This window comes from Nonomuraea sp. ZG12, assembly GCF_052068115.1.
Lineage (GTDB): Bacteria > Actinomycetota > Actinomycetes > Streptosporangiales > Streptosporangiaceae > Nonomuraea.
Window position 1 is genome coordinate 135,587 of sequence record NZ_JBQHCW010000005.1, and the last position, 19,443, is coordinate 155,029.

Sequence of the window (19,443 nt, forward strand, 5' to 3'; positions counted from 1 at the left end):
GAGAACGCATGCGGTCGTCGGGCCCCATCCGGGCGGACCGCGCGGTCGCCACGACGGGCGGCCCCCTGTCCGGCAGACGGGCGCCGAAGATCCAACTGCGGCACGGCGAGGGCGACAAACACCACCTGACCAGCCTGCAGGGGCTGGTCGCGCTGTCCCTGGACGCACTCAGCTCCGTCGCCTACGGCCCCGAGGCGATCGCCCTCGTCCTGGTCGCCGCCGGGAGCGCCGCCGTCGGCCACACCCTGCCGATCACGCTCGCCATCGCCGCGCTGCTCATCCTGCTGGTGATCTCCTACTGCCAGGTGATCGCCGCCTATCCGGACGGCGGCGGCTCCTACGCCGTGGCCAAGCAGAGCCTCGGCCCGAAGGTCAGCCTCCTGGCCGCCGCCGCGCTCGTCGTGGACTACGTGCTCACCGTGGCGGTCAGCCTCGCGGCGGGCGCCGCCAGCCTGGCCTCCGCCTTTCCCGCCCTCGGCCCGCACCTGCTGGGGACCTGCCTGGTGGGACTGGCCGTGCTCACCGCGCTGAACCTGTACGGCATCGCCGACAGCGCGCGGGTGCTGGCGTTGCCGACCCTGCTGTTCATCGTGAGCATCGTGGGCATCGTCGTCGCCGGGCTGGCCCGAGGCCACCCGGCGGCGGTGGTCGGGGCGGCCATGCCGCTGCCGGGCTACGAGGCGCTCAGCGTCCTGCTGATCCTCAAGGCGTTCTCCTCCGGCTGCACGGCGCTGACCGGGGTGGAGGCCATCGCCAACGGCGTGCCGATGTTCCGCGAGCCGAGGGTCCGCCACGCCCAGCGAACCGAGCTGATGCTGGGCCTGCTGCTGGGGACGATGCTGGTGGGGATAGCCCTGCTGATCCGGCGCGACGACGTGATCCCCCGGGCGAACGTCACCATCCTCGCCCAGCTCACCGCCGGCGCCTACGGCACGGGCTGGCTCTACTACGCGGCCAACATCATCGTCACCTTCGCGCTCGGGCTGGCCGCGAACACCAGCTTCGGCGGTCTGCCGGTGCTGATGAGCCTGCTGGCCAAGGACCATCGGCTGCCCCACCTGTTCGCACTGCGCTCCGAACGGCCCGTCCACCGCTACGGCGTCGTCGCGGTGGCCGTCCTGGCCGCCGCGCTGCTGATCGCGGTCGACGCGGAGACCCATCGGCTGATCCCCCTGTTCGCCATCGGGGTGTTCACCGGGTTCACCATCGCCCAGGCCGGGCTCGTCCGGCACTGGGTGCGACTGCGCCCGCCGAAATGGGCGGGCAAGGCGCTGCTGAACGGCGTCGGCGCGGCGGCCACGACGGTGGCCACGCTGGTGCTGCTCACCACGAAGTTCACCGAGGGCGCGTGGGTGATCCTCGTCGCGATTCCGCTGCTGATCCTGCTGTTCACCTGGGTAGAGGGTTACTACGCCATGGTCGGCGACGCGCTCGGGCTGGGGCGGCCCCAGCCGGTTCCGCGCAGCCCCGACCCGGCCGCGCGGCTGGTCATCGTGCCGCTCAGCCCGGCCACCGCGATCAGCGCCCTGTCCGAACGGGCGATCAGCGCGGCGTTGGCCATCGGCGGCGAGGTCACCGCCGTCATCGTGTCCGACGCCCCCGGGACGCTCGACGGCCTGCGCGCCGAATGGGACCGGTGGACGCCGGGGGTCGGCCTGAAGGTGCTGGACGGTCCCAGCCACACGGTGGTCCGCCCGATCGTCGAGTACGTCCGGCGCCAGGAGGCGGACGGCAGGTGGATCGCCGCGGTCATCCCCGGCATCCAGCCGCCCCATCCCCGCTACCGGGTCCTGCACACGCAGCGGGACCTGCTCCTGGCCGCCGCCCTGCGTGACCACACGGACGCGGTGGTGTGCTTCCTGCCGTTCCGGATCCCGGACTGAGCGGGGTCAGCAGCCCTTGAAGTGCTTGTCGTCGGCCCAGCCGGTGTTGGCCCAGGACTGCGGGTCGGCGGGGGTGAAGCCGGGGAACCGTCCGGCGAGTTCGTCGAGCAGCCAGGCGGCGAAGCGAGCGGCGCCCTGCGGGCAGGTGTGGATGCCGTCGGCGCTGCGGTCGGGCTTGCCGTTCTTCTTCTGCTGGTAGGCGCTGCCCCACACCGCACTGGCGTCGAGCATGAAGGCCTCCCCCGAGGAGGCCTTCACCACCGCTCGGGCGGCGCTGCCGGCTCGCTCCAGTTCGGCCATGTGCGGCTTGTAGAAGTCGTCGGGCTTGATCGGCGGCATGCTGACGAAGATCAGCTTCGCGCCGGCGCCGGTGACCGTGGTCACCAGCTTCCGGTAGGCGGCCTGCTGCTCCTTCTGGCTGCCCCAGTCGAAGGTGGTGATCTGGTAGATGACCAGGGAAGGATCGGCGGAGGTGATCTCCTTGGGAAGCTTCTGCCATCTTTTGTCGGAGAACGGTCCGACGACGTTCCCGCCGCCTTCGGAGGCCAGGGACTTGAAATGGACGTCGCTGGCGGCGAAGGCCTCGGTCAGGGGCAGCGCTTCGCCCATGGCGATCGAGTCGCCGAGGAACAGCACGTTGGACAGTCCCTCGCCGTCTGCGGCCGCCGTCGCGGCGGACTCGGCGCCGGCGGGCTCGGCACTCGCGGTGGGCTGGGTGGCGCACGCGGTGGTCAGCATGAGCAGGCCGATCAGGCCGGGTACGAGACGTGATGTCTTGGTCATGGCCACAACCGTGCCGCCGGCATGTCCCAGGATCTCCGCCGCCGTGTCGCAGCTGTGTCGCAACGACCGTCGCCGCCGTCCTGCCGGCCGGCGTTCTCCATACTGGACGTGTGGTGGCGATTCTGCTCATCGAAGACGATCCGCTGGTACGGCGCGGGCTCCAGCTCGCGCTGGGCAGGCACGGTCACGACGTGCGCACGGCCGAGACCGGCGAGGACGGCCTGCGCGAGCTGCAGGCGTCCATGCCGGACCTGGTGGTGCTCGACCTGATGCTGCCCGGCATCGACGGGCTGGAGGTGTGCCGCCGGGTCCGCTCGATCACCGAGATCCCGGTGATCATGCTCACCGCGCGTGGGGACGAGTTCGACGTCGTGGGCGGTCTGGAGGCGGGCGCCGACGACTACGTCATCAAGCCGGCGCAGCCCGCGGTGCTCGACGCGCGGATCCGCGCCGTCCTGCGCCGCAGCCCCGGCCCGCCCGACGGAGTACGAACGCACCGCGACCTGCGCATCGACACCGTGGCGCTGACGGTGTCGCGGCAGGGCGAGCCGGTGCCGCTGACGCCGACCGAGATGCGGCTGCTGCTGACCCTGTCCCGCACTCCGGGCCGGGTGTTCAGCCGTCAGCAGCTGCTGGAGGAGGTGTGGGAGCACGACTACCTCGGCGACTCCCGGCTGGTCGACAACTGCGTGCAGCGGCTGCGGGCGAAGATCGAGGCCAATCCGGCGTCTCCGGAGTACGTGCAGACGGTACGCGGGTTCGGTTACCGGTTCGGGCCGTTGTGACCTGGCGGCTGTGGCCGCGCGGGCTTCGCCCCCGGTTGCTGGTCGCGTTCGTGCTGGTGACCCTGCTCGGCGCCGCAGCTGCGGCCTGGTCGAGCGCCCGGTCGGCGAGCGCCGCGCTGGTCACCGTGACGCAGGAGGGGCTCACCGACACCATCGCCGACCAGGTCAGCGCGATCACGCCACAGCTCACCTATCCGCCGGACCAGGAAACGCTCGATAGGCTGCGCGCCGCCGTCGGGCCGGACGCCCTGGTGACCTACCGCGCTCTCCGGTCCGCGGCGGGCGCCCACACCGGGCTGGTCACCGACGCGCTGCGCGGCGCCGTACGGAACGAGAACCGGATCGTCGTGCAGCGGATCACCGCCCATGACCGGCCATGGCTGCTCATCGGCACGCCCGTCACGATCACCGCGCTGGACGGCGAGCGCACCCCGTCCGGCATCGAGGTGTACGCGGTCCGCGATCTCACCGGCGTGCAGCGGCAGATCGACGACCTCACCCGAGCCGCGGTCGGCACGGCCGCGCTGGCGCTGCCGCTGGCGGTGCTGCTGGCCGTGCTGGCCGCGGGCAGTGTGCTGCGCCCGGTGCGCAGGCTCCGCGACACCGCGCGCCGGCTGGCCGCCGGTGACCTGGACGCGAGGTCACCGCCCCGGGGGGCGGACGAGCTGGCGGACCTGACCGTCACGATCAACCAGATGGCCGAATCGGTGCAGTCGTCGATGGCGGCGATGCAGCGGATGGAGGCCGATGCCAGGAGGTTCGCCGCCGACGCCTCGCACGAGCTCCGCACCCCGTTGAGCACGCTGACGGCGGTGGTGGAGGTGCTGGCGACCACGGCCGACGGCATGGAGCCGGACGCCCGCGAGTCCGCGCAGCTGGCGATCACCGAGGTTCATCGGATGGTCCGGCTCGTGGAGGACCTGCTGGAGGTGTCCCGCTTCGACGCCGGCACCGTCCGGCTGGTGGCGGAGGAGGTCGACCTGGCCGGCGCCGTGTGGGACTGCCTGCGCGCGCGGGGCTGGGCGGAGCGGGTCGAGCTGGTGGTGCGGCACGACATCCGGCTGCGGCTGGACCGGCGCAGGCTCGACGTCATCGTGGCCAACCTGGTCGGCAATGCCCTGCGACACGGCGAACCGCCGGTGCTCGTGCATGTTTCGGCCGACCGGCACCAGGTGTGGATCGTGGTGACCGACCACGGGCCCGGCCTGGCCGAGGACGTGCTGCCCCAGGTGTTCGACCGCTTCTACAAGCACGACTCGGCCCGGACCCGGACTCCTGGCAGCGGGCTCGGGCTGGCCATCGCGCTGGAGAGCGCCCGCCTGCACGGCGGCGACCTCACCGCGGGCAACGCCCCCGGCGCCGGAGCCCGCTTCGTCCTGCGACTACCACGGACCCTGGAGGACGAATGCGACGAACCTGGTTGACGGCGTTGCCGGCCTTGCTTGTGGCGGGCTGCGGCATCCAGCCGACCGGCGTCATCGACGCGGGTCAGGCCCCCACGGGCGTGGCGCCCGGGGCGACCCTGTACTTCGTCGACGCGAACGACCGGCTTCGGCCGCAGCGACGGCGAACCGATCACCTGGGCACGATCCCCGAGGCGCTCTCCCTGTTGCTGACCGGTCCCGGCGGGGGCCTGCGCACCGAGATCACCTCGACGGAAGGGGTGACCAGGGTCTTCGTGGAGACCACGCCCGACCTGATCCACCTGCGGGTGCCGTTGGCGACCTACGAGGTGACGCCCCTGGGCATCGACCAGATCGTGTGCACGGCGCTGGGCGTGTGGGTGCAGAGCGGCGGTTCGAGGACCACCAAGGTGCGGCTGACCTTCACCTTGGCCGAGCCGGGGTCGGACAAGCTGCGGACCTGCCCGCTGATCAGGTGATCAGCCCAGTTCGGTGATGTCGATGGTCACCGGCACCGGGGCGGGCACGGCGAGCCACAGCACGACCAGTGCGAGCATGAGCGCGACGAACGCCAGCAGCCCGCGATGCCCCCTGGCCCACCGGGCGCGGAACCGGATCGGGTCCTCGACCAGGTACTTCGACAGTGCGGCCAGGCCGATCGAGGCCGCGTACACCATCAGCGTGTGACCCCAGCCGTCGAGTCCGGTCCGCTGGGGGGAGAACAGCACCAGGATCGGCCAGTGCCACAGGTACACGCTGTAGGAGATCAGCCCCAGCCACCGCAGCGGCCGCCAGGCGAGGGCTCTGGCGACCAGCGCGTGCGGCGCCTGTACGCAGAGCCCGACCAGCAGGGCGCCGGCCAGTGAGTGCAGGAAGAGGCCGCCGGTGAACAACCACCCCGACCGCACCCCGTCGGTGAGCCACCACGCCGTGCTCATCCCGGCCGCGAGCAGCACCAGCACGCCGCCCGCCCGCGCGCCTGTGCCGTCTGTGCCCCCTGTGCCGGCTGCGCCGACCGCGCCGACCGCGCGGGCCAGCGCGTCGCGCACCGGCCGGGTCGCGACCGCGGCCCCCAGCAGCAGCGAGAACGCCCGCGTATCGGTGCCGGTGTAGACCCGGGTCGGATCCGCCGCGTCGACGAGCGCGATCATCAGGATCAGCGAGAGGACGGAGGCCAGGACCGCGACCACCGCTACCCGGCCCGCCACCCGCCGCCCCGACTTGGCGACGACCAGCACGAGCGCCGGCCACACCAGGTAGAACTGCTCCTCGACGGCGATGCTCCACAGGTGCCCGAACACCCGGTCCGCGCCGAACCGGTCCCAGTAGCCGGCCGACTCCGCGAGCAGGTGCCAGTTGATCAGGTTCAGCTGCACCCACGGGCCGTCCGACAGCGTCGTGCGGACCAGGTCCGGCGGCCCCACGGCCGTGACCAGCAGCGTGACGACGGCCAGCATGGTCGCCAGCGCCGGGAGCAGCCGCCGGATCCGCCGCCCCCAGAAGGCGACCAGCGACACCGCGCCGGTCGCGGTGACCTCCCGCAGCAGCAGATCGGTGATCAGATAGCCGGACAGGGCGAAGAACAGGTCCACCCCGAGGAACCCCCCGGCCAGGTGACCGGTGTGGAACAACAGGACCCCGAGGATCGCCACCCCGCGAAGCCCGTCGAGCGCGGCCAGGTGCTCCCTGCGCCCGGCACCGCGTGCCACACCGCTCTGTTCGACAACGTTCATGCCACGACGATCAACGCCCCGTGTCCGAGCCGCGTCCGAGCGATGTCGCAGCTTCGTCGCGAAGTCTCAGCGGTGGAGCGCGTCCGGGGCGTCGTCATCGACCAGGAAGCCACCCGACTGGTGCCGCCAGAGCCGGGCGTAGGGCCCCTCGGCCTGCATCAGGTCGCTGTGGGTGCCCTGCTCCACGATGTGTCCCCGGTTGAGCACGATGAGCCGGTCCATCCGGACGACGGTGCTCAGGCGGTGTGCGACCACCAGCGCGGTACGGTCCCGCATCAGGTTCCACAGGGCTTCCTGGACCAGGATCTCGCTCTCGGAGTCCAGGGCGCTGGTCGCCTCGTCCAGCAGCAGGATCGGGGCGTCGCGGACGATGGCCCGCGCGAGGGCGAGGCGTTGCCGCTGGCCGCCGGAGAGCTTGATACCGCGCTCGCCGACCAGGGTGTCGAATCCGTCCGGCAGCGATTCGACGAACTCCGTGACATGCGCCGCCCGCGCCGCCTGGAGGATCTCGGCCTCGGTGGCGCCCGGCCGGGCGAAGGCGATGTTGTCACGCACCGACCGGTGGAACATGGCGGGTTCCTGGGGGACGTAGGCGACGAGACTTCGCAGGTCTGCTTGGCGCAGCCGGCTGATGTCCTGGCCGCCTATCAGGATCCGGCCGCCGTCGACGTCCATGAGGCGCAGCAACAGCCGGGTGAGGGTGGTCTTGCCGCCGCCGGACCGGCCGACCAGACCGATCTTGGTGCCGCTGGGAATGTCCAGATCCAGGCCATCGAACAGGGCCGGGCCATGGCCGTGCGCGAACCTCACCCGCTCGAAGCGGACGCCCGCGTCGGCCGGGCGCAGCGGCTGCGGATCGGCCGGATCGACCACGGTGGGCGGGACCAGGAGCAGCTCGGTGAACTGGGCGGCTTCGGTGAGCACGGTCTCGATGCGCCGGTACACCTGATTGAACTCGAACATGATGTTGATCGCGTTCGCGTAGTAGGTGAACGTCACCACGATGGCCTCCACGCCCAGCCCGCCTCGGAGCACCACGGCGAGGAGCAGGCCCACGGTGCTGGTGAGGACCGTGATCGGGGCGACGACGGTGTCCACCCGGAGGTTGCCGTAATCCCAGGAACGCAGCGACAGCCTGCGCTGCTCGGCGACCCTGGCCCGATGCTCGGCGGCCTCGCGATCCTCGGCGGCGAACGCGCGGACCGTCTCCATGTTGGCCAGCACGTCGGCGACGTGGCCCGACACCAGCACCTTGGCGGCCTCACGCTGGTCGACCAGCGCCTGGCGACGGCGGATCAGCGGGGCGATGAGGAATCCGGTGACCACGATGAGGCCCACGAGAACGAGGACCAGCAGCGGGTGATACTGCCATAGCACCACCGAGGCGAAGATCAGCGGCACCAGCTTGGCCATGATCGAGAAGGTGAGCGTGTCGACGAAATCCTCGAACCTGGAGGAGAACCCGAGCACCCGTTTGGTCAGCGAACCGGCGAAGTTGTCATGGAAGAACGCGGCGTCCTTGGTCAGCAACTCGTCCATGCCCACCACGCCGAGCCGCTCGATGCCCCGCGCGTCCGTACGGTTAAGGAAGTGCAGTCCGATCCGCCACAGCACCTCGCCGGTCAGCAGCAACGCGCCGAAGCCGAGCACATAGGGCAGGAGCGCGGTGAGGGGCAAGTCCCCGCCGGCGGCCAGCCGCCCCACCAGCGCGGCCACCATCAGCGGCGCCAGGTAGAACAGGAAGATGTTCCCCATCGCGGGCATCATCAGCGCGGGCGCCGCGATCGGCCACTGACGTCTCAGCTCACCGCAGTAGTGGCGCAGGGCCAGCAGAACCGCCGACTTGCGTGGGGACGGACCGTCGCCGGCGTCCTCGCGTGTTGCGTGCACAGCCGTCCGCCCCTCCCCGAATGCCGACACCGCCGTCGCCATGCTGCCGCAGGGAGGCCAGGAGGAGCGAACGGTTTTCCGCACGCCGGCGGGCTCGTCACCTCCGTCGGCTAGGTCGTCCCTGGGGCGCCCGATGCGGCGGAGATCCGATCGAAGAGGCCGCAGACGCCGACGGCGCAGACGAAGAACCCCGCCGCGGCCCACAGCAGGCGCGCTTCGGAGTGCCCTGCGGGCAGCGCGGCCGTGACGGCCACGGCGCCCAACGCGACGAGCGCGGCCACCGACCGGATGACCAGGTCCTGAATCGTGTACGGATGGAACAACTGCCATTCGACCAGGCAGAAGATCGCGGTGTACGCCACCGAGGCCGGCCACGCCAACCGCAGCGCCCTCGCATAAACGTCGGCCGAGAACCATCGGCAGACCGAAAAATAGGCGAAGAAGACGAACGGCAGTTCAAGAAAGGCCGGCACCCGTAACAGCGCCGGAGCCGGCAACTCGGGCAGCGGGAAAAGGCCCGCCAGCCCCTCCATCGCGGGTCCGCGCGCGAGCGAGAACCACCCGTCGGGCAACTGCCGGGCGATGAACGACACCTCGCCGCCCCGCACCCGCAGGATGTACACGGCGAACAGCACCTGGTTGACATAGATCAGGCATGTCACCAGGGCGAGCGCCCCCTCAGGGGTGCGCCACCCGCGCGGACGGACCGCCTGCCGCTCCGGCGGCACCGGTGCCCGGCGGACGAGCGCCAACGCGGTCACGACCGCCCCCGGAGGCGAGGCCCACCACCATCATGCGGATCATCTTATATGCGGGGATATCCAAAGTTTTCGCACCCATAAAAAGCGCCACATTCGAGGTGGCGTGACATTAGCGCGAATACGCGATCTCATATTCCCGGCCCAACCATTCAGGGACAGGAGATTCGCATGCACATTCCGCGAAAATTTGGAAGAATCGCCGTCGCATTCGTGGCCGCGGTCGGAATAGGCGGAATCGGGAGCAGCGCGGCCACCGCCACCCCCGACCAACCCAGCCTGCGCGTCACCCGATTTCTCGGCGAGCAACGGCTCCCGCACAAGATGCAGGTCGACGGAACCACCCTCGGCGGCCTGTCCGGCATCGACCAGGACCCGCGCACCGGCACCTGGTACTTCATCTCCGATGACCGCTGGCGCTACCAGCCCGCCCGCTTCTACACCGGACGCCTCGACTTCGACGGATCCGGCGCGTTCACCGGCGTCCGCGTCGAGGGCGTCACCACGCTGCGGCGCGCCGACGGCACCCCGTACCCCGCGTACGGGAAACCCGAGTCGGCCGATCCGGAGAGCATCCGGTACGACCCCTGGAGCCGCCGGCTCCTGTGGGCGCACGAAGGCGACCGCCCCGACACCCGGAATCCCGACATTCCCGTCTCCGACCTGTTCGTACGCTGGACCACCACGAACGGCCGGCACCTCGGCGAGCTACCGATCCCCCGCAACCTCCAGCTGACCGGCACCAACGCCGGACCACGCCGCAACTTCGGTTTCGAGGGCGTCACCCTCACCCGGCGATCCATCGCCGCCGTCGTCGAAGGCCCCCGGTTCGAGGACGGCGAATCCCCCACGGTCGGCCACGGCGCCCCCGCCCGCTTCACCGTCTGGTCCCGCGACGGCAGCACCCGTGGCCAGTACGCGTACCCGATCGACCCGCTCCCCGCCGCCCCCGTCCCGCCGACGGGCCACACCGACACCGGCGTCTCGGAGATCCTGGCCATCGACGACTTCCGCTACCTCGCCCTGGAACGCTCCTGGATCGAGGGCGTGAACTACCGGGTCAAGCTGTACGAGATCGACCTGCGACCCGCCACGAACGTGCTGAACAGGGAGAGCCTGTCGTCCGGCGGACCGTACCGGCCGGTGCGGAAGCGACTCGTCCTCGACCTGAGCGAACGGCACGGCCCGACACAGAACCTGGAGAGCCTCGCGTGGGGCCCCCGCCTCCGCACCGGTGAGTGCACGCTCGTGATCGGCTCGGACGACAACTTCGACGACCGCGAAGTGACCCAGTTCCTCGCCTACGCCGTACGCGGGTGTCCCGCCTCGCGGTGACGTCCTGAACCACCACCTCGTGCCACCCCCCGGCACGAGGTGGCGTGCAGCCGGCTCAGCGGGCGGCGAGGGCCTTGGTGAACATCTCATGCAGCTGCCGCTGCTCGGCCTCGTCGAGCACCGCCAGCGGGGAGCGCCGGGTGGCGATCTCCACCATGCGCTCGCGGACGTCGCGGCCGGCGTCGGTGAGCACGAGGGTGCGCACCCGGCCGTCGCGCGGGTGCGGACGGCGCTCGGCGAGCCCGCGTTCCTCAAGCTTGGCGCTGAGCAGTGTCACGTTGGACGGGTCGCAGTGCAGTCGCGCGGCGAGCTTTCGCAGGGGCATCGGATCCCCGTCGGGCGGCACGGTCCAGATCAGCTCGGCGAGCGGCTGGCTCAGGTCGAGCTCCTCAAGCCAGGGCCGCATGCCGCTGATCACCCCGGAGGCGAGGTCGACCAACTGCCGGAGCACCACGGCCGCCAACTCGTTCGCTGCCATAATCCCAGCTTACCGCCGCAGTTCATGAAGTTTTTCATGAACTTCCAGAGGCTGCCGACGCTGCCGGAATGGCTGAAACTTTCTGCTGTCCAGAAATCTTTCGGACGGCATAAGGGCATGTAGAAAGCTTCTAATTGGCCATTCACAGCTGCTTCATACGAAAGCTTTCTGGTCATCGTTGACACCTTTCGGCCGCCTCCTCACAATGACCGCAGGCGAAGCCACCCCCTCAACGATCAAGGGATCAGCAATGGTCGATCGGAAACGCACTTCCGCCCTCACCGCCGCGCTCCTAGGCGCGATCCTCGCCGTCTGCCTGGCCGCCACCGCCACCTCCGCCGTGGCCGCCAACCGCTCCCAGGCCGCCGCCGACTGCAGCGCCGGCTATGTCGGGCTGACGTTCGACGACGGGCCCAACGGCGGCAACACAGCCAACCTGCTCAACGCGCTGACCTCGAACGGCCTGCGAGCGACAATGTTCAACACCGGCCAGAATGCCCAGAACAACCAGTCCCTCGTCAGGGCGCAGCGTGACGCGGGCATGTGGATCGGCAACCACAGCTGGTCCCACCCGCACCTCACCCAGCTCAGCAGCGCGCAGATGACGTCGGAGCTGCAGCGCACCCAGCAGGTCATCCAGCAGGCCACGGGTGCCGCGCCCCGCCTGTTCCGGCCGCCGTACGGCGAGACCAACGCCACCCTGAGATCGGTGGAGCAGCAGCTCGGCCTCACCGAGGTCCTCTGGGACGTCGACTCGCAGGACTGGAACGGCGCCGGCACCGCCCAGATCGTCCAGGCGGCCGGGCGCCTGCAGAACGGCCAGGTCATCCTCATGCACGACCAGTACGCCACGACGCTGAACGCCATCCCGCAGATCGCCGCGAACCTGCGCGACCGCAACCTGTGCGCCGGGATGATCTCCCCCGCCACCGGCCGGGCCGTCGCCCCCGACGGCGGCGCGGGCCCCACCGACCCGCCGACCGGCGGCACCTGCACGGCCACCATCTCGCAGGGCCAGCAGTGGGGCGACCGCTTCAACCTGTCGGTCGCGGTCTCGGGCACGAACTCGTGGATCGTCACCGTCACCCTGACCTCGCCGCAGCGGGTCATCGCCACCTGGAACGGCACCCCGTCCTGGCCCAGCGGCAACGTGATGACGATGCGCCCGAACGGCAACGGCAACACCTTCGGCCTCACCATCCAGCACAACGGCAACTGGACCTGGCCGTCGGTCTCCTGCCGCACCAGCTGACGTCAGCCCGGGTGCGGCGGAACCCCCTCCCTCTACAGCCTGTAGAGTTTGCGCGACAATTCGGGCGAAAGGGTGAGAGCATGCTGCGCTGGTTCCGGGTCGTGGCGGTGGCGGAGGCGTGCTCGTGGGCCGGGCTCCTGGTCGGGATGTTCTTCAAGTACGTCACCTCGACCACCGAGCTCGGGGTGAAGGTGTTCGGGCCGATCCACGGGGCGCTGTTCGTGCTGTACGCGGTCGGGGTGGTGCTCTCGGCGCGGGAGGCGGGCTGGAGCCGGGGCGCGGTGGTGCTGGGCCTGGCGTGCGCGGTGCCGCCGTTCACCTCGCTGTGGTTCGAGCGGCGGATGGCGGCGCGCACGGCGGCCGCGCAACTCGCGTGACACCGGGCCGGGTGCCCGTGACGGGAGCACCCGGCCTGAGTCGCCGAAAGAAATGCTGGTGACGGACGGCACGCCGGACGAACGTACCCGCCAGGCGCGCATGGAGATCGCCCTGCGCCTGCACACGGCGGCCCTCGACGGAACGCCCCGGACGAGCGCCGAGCCCGCGGCGGCACCGGAACCCGTACCAGAGCCGGCACCGGCGGCGCCGCGCCGCCCCGCGGCGACCCCGGGCTGTTCGCGACCGGTCCGAACGGTTCGATCTTCAGGTACGAGGGCCCCGGCAAGCCTTGGAGCTTCGTCGGCACGCCGGGCGCCTCGTTCGCAGTCACCGACAGGCACCTGTACGGCCTCACCCCGGACCGGGCCTGGGTCAATCGCCGGCTGACGGGCGAGCGACCGAAGGAGGGGCTGCCCTGGGTCACCGTGGCGGGCCCGGCCGGCGACCTGTACGGAGGCGCCGCCGGCCTCTTCTCCACCGATTCGTCCCGCACCCGGCTGCGAATCCTCGGCGAGCCGGGGATCGACGGAAAACAGGACTGGCGCGACATCGGACCAGCGGGCGCAGAGGTGCGGGTCGGCCGGCGGGAGGTGTACGTCCTCACCGAGGATCGCTCGGAGGTTCGCCGCTGGTCCCTCGACACCGGCGCCTGGCTGCGCATCGGCGGCCCGGCCCGGACGCTGGCGGTGGCGTACTGACCCCGCGAAAGGGTCAGCGGCTGACGGCCCGCTTGTAGAGCCGGGTGGCCAACGGCACGAACACGACCAGGAGCAGCAGCGACCACAGCAGTGAAGCGAGCACCGCGTGCTGGAGCGGCCAGGCGTCGGGCACCAGCATGCTCGGGCTGGTGTTGCCGAAGAGCTCGCGCGCGGCCTGGACGAACGTGGAGACCGGGTTCCACTCGGCGACCACCTTCAGCGGGCCGGGCAGGCGGGCGCTGTCGACGAAGGCGTTGGACGTGAACACCAGCGGCAGCGACACGACGGTGGCGATGTTGTTGAAGGACTCGGGCGTGCGCAGGGCCAGCGCGACCGTGGCCGTCACCCAGGAGAACGCGTAGGCGAACAGCAGCAGCAGGAGGAAGCCCAGGACGGCCTCGTGCGGCGCCGAGTTGATCCGCCAGCCGACGACCAGGCCGACCAGTGCCATGGTGGCGATGGTGGTGGCGTTCATCACCAGGTCGCTGACGGTCTGGCCGGTCAGCACCGCCGATGGCGACATCGGCAGGGTGCGGAAGCGGTCGAAGATGCCTTTCTGCAGGTCCTGGGTGAGGGTGTAGCCGGTGATCTGGGCGCTGGTGACGATCGTCTGGACGAAGATCCCGGGGAGCAGGTAGTCGCGGTAGGACAGGCCGGGCAGCTCGATCATGCTGCCGAAGACGTACACGAAGAGCAGGACGAACACGATCGGGAGGATGATCACCCCGCCCAGCAGGTCCGGCGCCCGCTTGATCTTGAGTGCGTTGCGTTTGGTGATCGTCATGCCGTCGGCGATCGCGATCTGGAGGGTGTTCATCGGCTCAGCTCCTTGGTGGTCTCGCTGCTCTCGTGTCCGGTGAGCGTCAGGAAGACGTCGTCCAGGGTCGGCCGCCGCAGACCGGCGTCCCGTACGGTGATCCGCTCGGCGGCGAGGTGGCCCAGGGCGGCGGTGAGCGACGCCGCGCCGCCACTGACCGGGATCGTCACCCGGAACGCGGTGGTGTCGAGGTGTACGTCCCCGACGGCGAGAGGCGCCAGGCCGTGCCGCACGGCCTCCATGTCGGCCGCGTTCGTCACCGTCAGCTCGATCCGGTCGCCGCCGATCTGGTCCTTGAGCTCGTCGGCGGTGCCGAGCGCGATCACGCGGCCGTGGTCCACCACCGCGATGCGGTCGGCGAGCCGGTCGGCCTCCTCCATGTACTGCGTGGTGAGCAGCAGTGTCGTGCCGCCCGCGACCAGCTCGGAGATGACGTCCCACAGTCCCGCGCGGGCCCGGGGGTCCAGACCGGTCGTGGGCTCGTCGAGGAACAGCACCGGCGGGTTGGCGACCAGCGCTCCGGCGAGGTCGAGCCGGCGTCGCATACCGCCGGAGTAGCCCTGCACCGGGCGGTCGGCGGCCTTGCCCAGGTCGAAGCGGTCCAGCAGCTCGCGGGCGCGCTCCTTGCTGCGCCTGGTGCCCAGGTGGTAGAGGCGGCCGACCATCTCCAGGTTCTCGGCGCCGGTGAGATGGTCGTCGACGGCGGCGTACTGCCCGGACGCGCCGATGTGGGACCGCAGCCGTTCGGCGTCGCCGACGACGTCGAACCCGGCCACGGTGGCGCGGCCGGCATCCGGCTTGAGCAGTGTGGTCAGAATCCGCACCGTCGTCGTCTTTCCGGCGCCGTTGGGTCCGAGGAGCCCGAACACGGTCCCCTCGGGGACGGACAGATTTAGCCCGTCCAGGGCGATCACATCGCCGTACTTCTTGACCAGTCCTTCGGCCGCTATCGCGGGGGGCATGGGTTTTCTCCTTCTGCGGGGATGTGCGGGAATGCGTGGGAATGCGTGGGAGTGTGCGGCGGGGTGCGGGGTCAGCGCGTCCAACCGGTGTAGTGCCGGTCGGAGCCGTGGGAGCCGGGTTCGAGCGCGGCGGACACGGCGCGGACGAGCCAGGCGTTGATCGAGAGCCCCTCCAGGCCGGCCGCCTCTTCGACGCGTGCCTTGAGGTGGTCGGGGACGCGGAGCGAGATCCGCGCCATGCCGCCCTCGTCGGCCTCGGAAATGGGCGCCCGCACCCCCATCGCGACCTCGACCGCGCCGGCCAGGGCGCTCCTCAAGCTGCCCTTCGGCGCCGCTTCGGGTGACCGGCCGGCCGGGGCGGGGGTCACGAGGAAGGTGGGGTCGCGTCCGCGCAGCCGCAGGTCGACCGAGCCGGGCGCGAGCTCGCGGGTGATCTCCCCGGCGGCTGCCGACAGCGCCTCCAGCAAGGTGAGACGGACGGCCGATTCGAGTGGCGCGGTGAGACGCTCGGCGAGCTCACGAGCGTCCGGATCGCCTGCCTCGGCGGCGAGCATCAGCTCGCGGCGGAGAGCGTCGACATATGGCGTGAGGTCCATGACACCACTATGACGCTAATTTGACGCCATCGCAAGCCCTTATGACGTCAAGTCCTCCAGCTCCACGAGGAAAGGGCCATGGCGTCATAGTGACATCATGGCGTCATCTACACCAGCCACTCGGCGATCTCGGCGACGACGGCCGGGTCCACGTGCTGTGCGGGCTCGTACCCCGCCGGCGTCGACGGCCCCTCGCCGGGAAAGAACAGATGATCGTCGGCGTCATGGACGTGGATCGTGACATCCGCCCGGTGCCCGAGACCGGTCCGCCACCCCGGCAGATCGTCCTCGACGGTCACCTGGTAGTCGCGCCCGCCCTGAAGGATGAGCATCGGCCTGTCCACCGCCGCCGCGGTCGCGACCGGGTCATAGCCGCGCAGATCCAGCCAGTAAGCCGCGGACCAGCCGAACAGCAGCGATTCGGCCGGCGTCGAGGGCGTCAGACCGGGGCCGCCGATCACCTCGGCCTGCCGCGTGACCGCCTCGACAGCGGCTGCCATCGCGGGGCCGGGATCGAGCGCGGCGAGGTAGCGGACCACGCGGACGGCGGCCTGGTGCATCGGCTGCGTGTCACCGGCCATGATCACCAACCCGGCGACGGACGCCTCGGCCGCCGCGACTCGCGGGGCGACCTTGCCGCCCATGCTGTGGCCGAGCACGAAGACACGCCCGGGGTCCACGCCCGGCTGCCGCTGGAGCCGGCGGACGGCGGCGACCGCGTGCGGCACGTACTCGTCGGCCATCGTGAATCCGGGCGTGTCCGCCACCTGGTCACTGTGGGTGTGGGTCACCTTGTCGAACCGCAGCACCGCCACGCCCCGACTGGCCAGACCCCAGGCCAGGTCCTTGAGCGGCTTGTTGGCCCCGCTGGTGGCATCGCGATCGAAGGGCCCGCCCCCGCTCAGCAGCACGACGCCCGGACGAGGGCCGGGCCCGTGCGGCAGGCTCACCGTGCCGGACACGGCGAGAGGCCCGTCGCCGACCGTGACGTCATGCTCGGCGAACGCCGCCGGGTCGGCGTACGGCGGCGGCTCCCAGGGCGGGGTGGGCGCGGCGAGCCACAGCCCGTGCAGCAGGCCGTCGCGGCCGACCACCATCACCAGGGCGAGCCCTTCGCGCACCGGGACGCTCACCCGGACCAGCGCGGCGTCGATCCGCTCGCTCACCGGCTCCCCGATGGCGGCGACCGGCCCGCTCCCGGCCGCCCAGGCGGCTCCGAGCGTCTCAGCGGACAGGGCCGCGCGCAGCGGCGGGGCGAACAGCTCCGCGATCTCGGCGAAGCGCCCCTGCTGCGCCAGCTCGGCGACAGCGACGGCCGTCACCGCCGGGTCTGTTTCCATGGTCATAGATTTCCACCTTTCTCATCTTTTGCGAAAGGTAGCACGTCGTGAGATCGTACGAGAGTGAACATGTTGGAGCTTCTGGGGCATCCGGTGCGACTGCGCATCGTGCACGTGATGCGTGGGGGGCGGACGCTGACGACCTCCCAGCTGTGCGCCCGCATCCGCGATGTCTCGAAGGCCACCCTCTACCGGCACATCGACCTGCTCGCGACCGGTGGCGTGCTGGAGGTGGCCGACGAACGGCGCGTGCGCGGCGCGGTGGAGCGCCGATATCGCCTGCGCCAGGATCGGGCCACGCTCGACGCCGAGACGATCGGGTCGCTGTCACGCGACGATCATCGGCGCGGTTTCGCCATCGCCATGGCCGCCCTGCTCGCCGAGTTCAACGCCTACCTCGACCGGGAGCACGCCGATCCGGCGGCCGACCTCGTGGGCTACCGGCAGCATGCGGTCTGGCTCAGCCAGGACGAGCTGCACACGTTGATCATCGAGCTGCGCGCCGCCATCGCGCCCCTGCTGGCGAACGAGCCCGCCCCCGACAGGGCGCGCTACCTGCTCAGCCCGATCCTGTTCCCGGCCGAGGAGCCGCCCGCCGACCCCGAGTGACGCCCGTCCTGCCCCGACGCGAGCAGGATCGTGCAAGAGTGCGCGAGTTCTGGTCTCACCATCCCCTTCGTCGTGCTGTTTACATGGCTGGTCAGAGGTTGTCCCCCCTTGCCGTCCAGCCGTACACACGCGGATCGGCCGCGTGGCGAGAAAGGCGAGACTTTGACCGACGACACCCATGGCGAGATCGCGCTCCGCGTCAACGACGTGACACACCGACTGCTCGTCGACAACCGCACGACCCTGCTCGACGCGTTACGGGAGGGCCTCGGCCACACCGGCTCGAAGAAGGGGTGTGACCACGGGCAGTGCGGCGCCTGCACCGTCCTGTGCGACGGCCGGCGGGTGGTGTCCTGTCTGACGCTGGCGGTCGCCGCCGAGGGCGCCGAGATCACCACCGTCGAAGGTCTGGCCGACGACGGTGAACTGCGGCCGATACAGCGGGCTTTCGTGCGGCTCGACGGTTTCCAGTGCGGCTACTGCACGTCGGGGCAGATCTGCTCGGCCGTCGGGATGCTGGCCGAACACGCGGCGGGCTGGCCGAGCGCGGTCACCGCCGATGTCTCCCCCGACGCCCCCGCGCCGGAGCTGGACGCGGCGGAGGTGCGCGAGCGGATGAGCGGCAACCTGTGCCGCTGCGGCGCGTACCCGTCGATCGTGCGCGCCGTCCTGGAGTCGGCCGCGCATGAGGAACCCGGGCCGGCCATGCATGAGGAAGTCGCAGGACGCGCTCACGAGGAGGTCGCAGGATGAAGGAGTTCGCCTACCGGCGCGCGACAGAGGTGCGAGACGCGCTCACCCTGGTGGCCGAGCACGACGGCGCCCGCTACCTCGGCGGCGGCACCAACCTCGTCGACCTGATGAAGGACGGGGTGGAGACGCCCGGACGGCTGGTGGACGTACGGTTCCTGCCGCTTGACGGTGTTCGTGAGGCGGCGGACGGCGGGCTGGTCATCGGCGCGACGACGACCAACAGCGACGCGGCGGCCCATCCCGAGGTGCGGCGCCGGTATCCCGCGTTGAGCGAGGCGATGCTGGCGGGCGCGTCGGGTCAGTTGCGGAACATGGCCACCGTGGGCGGCAATCTGCTGCAGCGGACCCGGTGCGCCTACTTCGCCGACCCCTCGCAGGCGTGCAACAAGCGGGTGCCCGGCAGCGGATGCGCCGCTGTCGCCGGGGAGCACCACAACCACGCGATCTTCGACTGGTCTCAGCACTGTGCGGCCACCCATCCCTCGGACATGGCGGTGGCGCTGGCCGCGTTCGACGCGGTCGTGCACTACGAGACGCTCGACGGCGCCGGCGAGATCCCGCTGTCGGAGTTCTACCTGCCGGTCGGAGACACGCCGGAGCGGGAGACGGCGCTGCCGCCAGGAGCCCTGATCACCGCGGTCGCCCTCCCGGGCTCCGCGATCTCCCCACGGTCGCGGTACCGGAAGGTCCGCGAGCGGGCGTCGTACGCCTTCGCCACCGTGTCCATCGCGGCTGACCTGGACGTACGCACCGGGGCGGCCCGGATCGCGCTCGGCGGGGTCGCTTCGCGGCCGTGGCGCGCCCGGCGCGCCGAGGCCGTGCTGCTGGACGGTCCCGTCACGGCGGGCAGGTTCCGGACCGCCGCCGACGCGGAGCTGTCCGCCGCGGAGCCCCTGCCCGGCAACGGATACAAGGTGGCGCTGGCGCGCAACCTGATCGTGGCCGTCCTGACCGAACTCGCCGATCGGGCCCGGTCGTGAACCGGCGGAC

General features: G+C 70.9%; 20 protein-coding genes. 11 read left to right on the forward strand and 9 right to left on the reverse strand.

The genetic code is table 11. The annotated features are described in order from the left end of the window. The first annotated feature begins 8 nt into the window (after nt 1-8). Nucleotides 9-1,883 (forward strand): APC family permease, encoded by a 1,875-nt coding sequence (locus ACTMTF_RS17285; protein WP_441111580.1) that lies wholly within the window; start codon nt 9-11, stop codon nt 1,881-1,883. Between the two features lie 6 nt (nt 1,884-1,889). On the opposite strand, the gene ACTMTF_RS17290 is transcribed toward ACTMTF_RS17285, so the two are convergent. After that, nucleotides 1,890-2,666 (reverse strand): SGNH/GDSL hydrolase family protein, encoded by a 777-nt coding sequence (locus tag ACTMTF_RS17290; RefSeq protein ID WP_441111581.1) that lies wholly within the window; start codon nt 2,664-2,666, stop codon nt 1,890-1,892. 110 nt (nt 2,667-2,776) lie between these two features. On the opposite strand from ACTMTF_RS17290, the gene ACTMTF_RS17295 reads away from it, so the two are divergent. Genes ACTMTF_RS17295 through ACTMTF_RS17305 form a run of 3 tightly spaced genes read left to right on the forward strand, consistent with a single transcriptional unit; the run spans nt 2,777 to nt 5,333 of the window. Further along, nucleotides 2,777-3,451: a response regulator gene (locus ACTMTF_RS17295; RefSeq protein ID WP_441111582.1), complete on the forward strand. Its 675-nt coding sequence runs from the start codon at nt 2,777-2,779 to the stop codon at nt 3,449-3,451. Next, complete coding sequence (locus tag ACTMTF_RS17300; RefSeq protein ID WP_441111583.1) at nt 3,448-4,875, forward strand: ATP-binding protein; 1,428 nt, start codon at nt 3,448-3,450, stop codon at nt 4,873-4,875. Before ACTMTF_RS17295 ends, ACTMTF_RS17300 begins: the two co-directional genes overlap by 4 nt. After that, nucleotides 4,857-5,333, forward strand: coding sequence for a hypothetical protein (locus ACTMTF_RS17305; RefSeq protein WP_441111584.1), 477 nt, complete (start codon nt 4,857-4,859; stop codon nt 5,331-5,333). Before ACTMTF_RS17300 ends, ACTMTF_RS17305 begins: the two co-directional genes overlap by 19 nt. On the opposite strand, the gene ACTMTF_RS17310 is transcribed toward ACTMTF_RS17305, so the two are convergent. From ACTMTF_RS17310 to ACTMTF_RS17320, 3 genes are all read right to left on the reverse strand, one after another. Then, the gene (locus ACTMTF_RS17310; protein ID WP_441111585.1) at nt 5,334-6,587 is read right to left on the reverse strand and encodes an acyltransferase family protein; all 1,254 of its coding nucleotides are present in this window, start codon (nt 6,585-6,587) and stop codon (nt 5,334-5,336) included. Between the two features lie 66 nt (nt 6,588-6,653). Beyond that, complete coding sequence (locus tag ACTMTF_RS17315; protein WP_441111586.1) at nt 6,654-8,477, reverse strand: ABC transporter ATP-binding protein; 1,824 nt, start codon at nt 8,475-8,477, stop codon at nt 6,654-6,656. A 110-nt stretch (nt 8,478-8,587) separates the two neighbouring features. Beyond that, a complete protein-coding gene (locus ACTMTF_RS17320) occupies nt 8,588-9,238 on the reverse strand; it encodes a hypothetical protein (RefSeq protein WP_441111587.1) in 651 nt (216 codons plus the stop codon). 168 nt (nt 9,239-9,406) lie between these two features. On the opposite strand from ACTMTF_RS17320, the gene ACTMTF_RS17325 reads away from it, so the two are divergent. Beyond that, the gene (locus ACTMTF_RS17325; RefSeq protein ID WP_441111588.1) at nt 9,407-10,570 is read left to right on the forward strand and encodes an esterase-like activity of phytase family protein; all 1,164 of its coding nucleotides are present in this window, start codon (nt 9,407-9,409) and stop codon (nt 10,568-10,570) included. A 55-nt stretch (nt 10,571-10,625) separates the two neighbouring features. Here ACTMTF_RS17325 and ACTMTF_RS17330 read toward each other — a convergent pair whose 3' ends face one another. Next, nucleotides 10,626-11,048 (reverse strand): MarR family winged helix-turn-helix transcriptional regulator, encoded by a 423-nt coding sequence (locus tag ACTMTF_RS17330; protein ID WP_397007165.1) that lies wholly within the window; start codon nt 11,046-11,048, stop codon nt 10,626-10,628. A 250-nt stretch (nt 11,049-11,298) separates the two neighbouring features. On the opposite strand from ACTMTF_RS17330, the gene ACTMTF_RS17335 reads away from it, so the two are divergent. From ACTMTF_RS17335 to ACTMTF_RS17345, 3 genes are all read left to right on the forward strand, one after another. Next, complete coding sequence (locus ACTMTF_RS17335) at nt 11,299-12,300, forward strand: polysaccharide deacetylase family protein (protein WP_441111589.1); 1,002 nt, start codon at nt 11,299-11,301, stop codon at nt 12,298-12,300. An 80-nt stretch (nt 12,301-12,380) separates the two neighbouring features. Further along, nucleotides 12,381-12,677 (forward strand): DUF3817 domain-containing protein, encoded by a 297-nt coding sequence (locus ACTMTF_RS17340; RefSeq protein WP_441111590.1) that lies wholly within the window; start codon nt 12,381-12,383, stop codon nt 12,675-12,677. A gap of 426 nt (nt 12,678-13,103) precedes the next feature. Further along, the gene (locus tag ACTMTF_RS17345; protein ID WP_441111591.1) at nt 13,104-13,376 is read left to right on the forward strand and encodes a hypothetical protein; all 273 of its coding nucleotides are present in this window, start codon (nt 13,104-13,106) and stop codon (nt 13,374-13,376) included. Between the two features lie 13 nt (nt 13,377-13,389). Here the strand turns inward: ACTMTF_RS17345 and ACTMTF_RS17350 are convergent, their stop codons facing one another. The 4 genes from ACTMTF_RS17350 to ACTMTF_RS17365 all read right to left on the reverse strand — a co-directional run bounded on the left by ACTMTF_RS17350 (nt 13,390) and on the right by ACTMTF_RS17365 (nt 17,097). Next, a complete protein-coding gene (locus ACTMTF_RS17350) occupies nt 13,390-14,193 on the reverse strand; it encodes an ABC transporter permease (protein WP_441111592.1) in 804 nt (267 codons plus the stop codon). Then, nucleotides 14,190-15,155, reverse strand: a complete 966-nt coding sequence (locus ACTMTF_RS17355; RefSeq protein WP_441111593.1) for an ATP-binding cassette domain-containing protein — start codon at nt 15,153-15,155, stop codon at nt 14,190-14,192. Before ACTMTF_RS17355 ends, ACTMTF_RS17350 begins: the two co-directional genes overlap by 4 nt. A 71-nt stretch (nt 15,156-15,226) precedes the next feature. Further along, on the reverse strand, nt 15,227-15,751 hold the full coding sequence (locus ACTMTF_RS17360) for a hypothetical protein (RefSeq protein ID WP_441111594.1): 525 nt from the start codon (nt 15,749-15,751) through the stop codon (nt 15,227-15,229). 107 nt (nt 15,752-15,858) lie between these two features. Then, complete coding sequence (locus ACTMTF_RS17365) at nt 15,859-17,097, reverse strand: alpha/beta hydrolase family protein (protein WP_441111595.1); 1,239 nt, start codon at nt 17,095-17,097, stop codon at nt 15,859-15,861. 63 nt (nt 17,098-17,160) lie between these two features. Between ACTMTF_RS17365 and ACTMTF_RS17370 the strand changes: the two genes are divergently transcribed. The 3 genes from ACTMTF_RS17370 (at nt 17,161) to ACTMTF_RS17380 (ending at nt 19,433) form a co-directional block, all read left to right on the forward strand. Then, nucleotides 17,161-17,700 (forward strand): helix-turn-helix domain-containing protein, encoded by a 540-nt coding sequence (locus ACTMTF_RS17370; protein WP_441111596.1) that lies wholly within the window; start codon nt 17,161-17,163, stop codon nt 17,698-17,700. A gap of 162 nt (nt 17,701-17,862) precedes the next feature. After that, nucleotides 17,863-18,453 carry a (2Fe-2S)-binding protein gene (locus ACTMTF_RS17375; RefSeq protein WP_441111597.1) on the forward strand — a complete coding sequence of 197 codons (591 nt, stop codon included), beginning with the start codon at nt 17,863-17,865 and terminating at the stop codon, nt 18,451-18,453. Next, nucleotides 18,450-19,433, forward strand: a complete 984-nt coding sequence (locus ACTMTF_RS17380; RefSeq protein ID WP_441111598.1) for an FAD binding domain-containing protein — start codon at nt 18,450-18,452, stop codon at nt 19,431-19,433. Before ACTMTF_RS17375 ends, ACTMTF_RS17380 begins: the two co-directional genes overlap by 4 nt. The last annotated feature ends 10 nt before the right edge of the window (nt 19,434-19,443 follow it).

Bases quoted from the DNA above. Each gene is read 5' to 3' on its own strand.
- ACTMTF_RS17325 (WP_441111588.1), top strand. From the start codon at position 9,407: ATGCACATTCCGCGAAAATTTGGAAGAATCGCCGTCGCATTCGTGGCC.
- ACTMTF_RS17355 (WP_441111593.1), bottom strand. From the start codon at position 15,155: ATGCCCCCCGCGATAGCGGCCGAAGGACTGGTCAAGAAGTACGGCGAT.
- ACTMTF_RS17380 (WP_441111598.1), top strand. From the start codon at position 18,450: ATGAAGGAGTTCGCCTACCGGCGCGCGACAGAGGTGCGAGACGCGCTC.
- ACTMTF_RS17350 (WP_441111592.1), bottom strand. From the start codon at position 14,193: ATGAACACCCTCCAGATCGCGATCGCCGACGGCATGACGATCACCAAA.
- ACTMTF_RS17360 (WP_441111594.1), bottom strand. From the start codon at position 15,751: ATGGACCTCACGCCATATGTCGACGCTCTCCGCCGCGAGCTGATGCTC.
- ACTMTF_RS17335 (WP_441111589.1), top strand. From the start codon at position 11,299: ATGGTCGATCGGAAACGCACTTCCGCCCTCACCGCCGCGCTCCTAGGC.
- ACTMTF_RS17310 (WP_441111585.1), bottom strand. From the start codon at position 6,587: ATGAACGTTGTCGAACAGAGCGGTGTGGCACGCGGTGCCGGGCGCAGG.
- ACTMTF_RS17305 (WP_441111584.1), top strand. From the start codon at position 4,857: ATGCGACGAACCTGGTTGACGGCGTTGCCGGCCTTGCTTGTGGCGGGC.
- ACTMTF_RS17290 (WP_441111581.1), bottom strand. From the start codon at position 2,666: ATGACCAAGACATCACGTCTCGTACCCGGCCTGATCGGCCTGCTCATG.
- ACTMTF_RS17370 (WP_441111596.1), top strand. From the start codon at position 17,161: ATGTTGGAGCTTCTGGGGCATCCGGTGCGACTGCGCATCGTGCACGTG.
- ACTMTF_RS17285 (WP_441111580.1), top strand. From the start codon at position 9: ATGCGGTCGTCGGGCCCCATCCGGGCGGACCGCGCGGTCGCCACGACG.
- ACTMTF_RS17365 (WP_441111595.1), bottom strand. From the start codon at position 17,097: ATGACCATGGAAACAGACCCGGCGGTGACGGCCGTCGCTGTCGCCGAG.
- ACTMTF_RS17340 (WP_441111590.1), top strand. From the start codon at position 12,381: ATGCTGCGCTGGTTCCGGGTCGTGGCGGTGGCGGAGGCGTGCTCGTGG.
- ACTMTF_RS17330 (WP_397007165.1), bottom strand. From the start codon at position 11,048: ATGGCAGCGAACGAGTTGGCGGCCGTGGTGCTCCGGCAGTTGGTCGAC.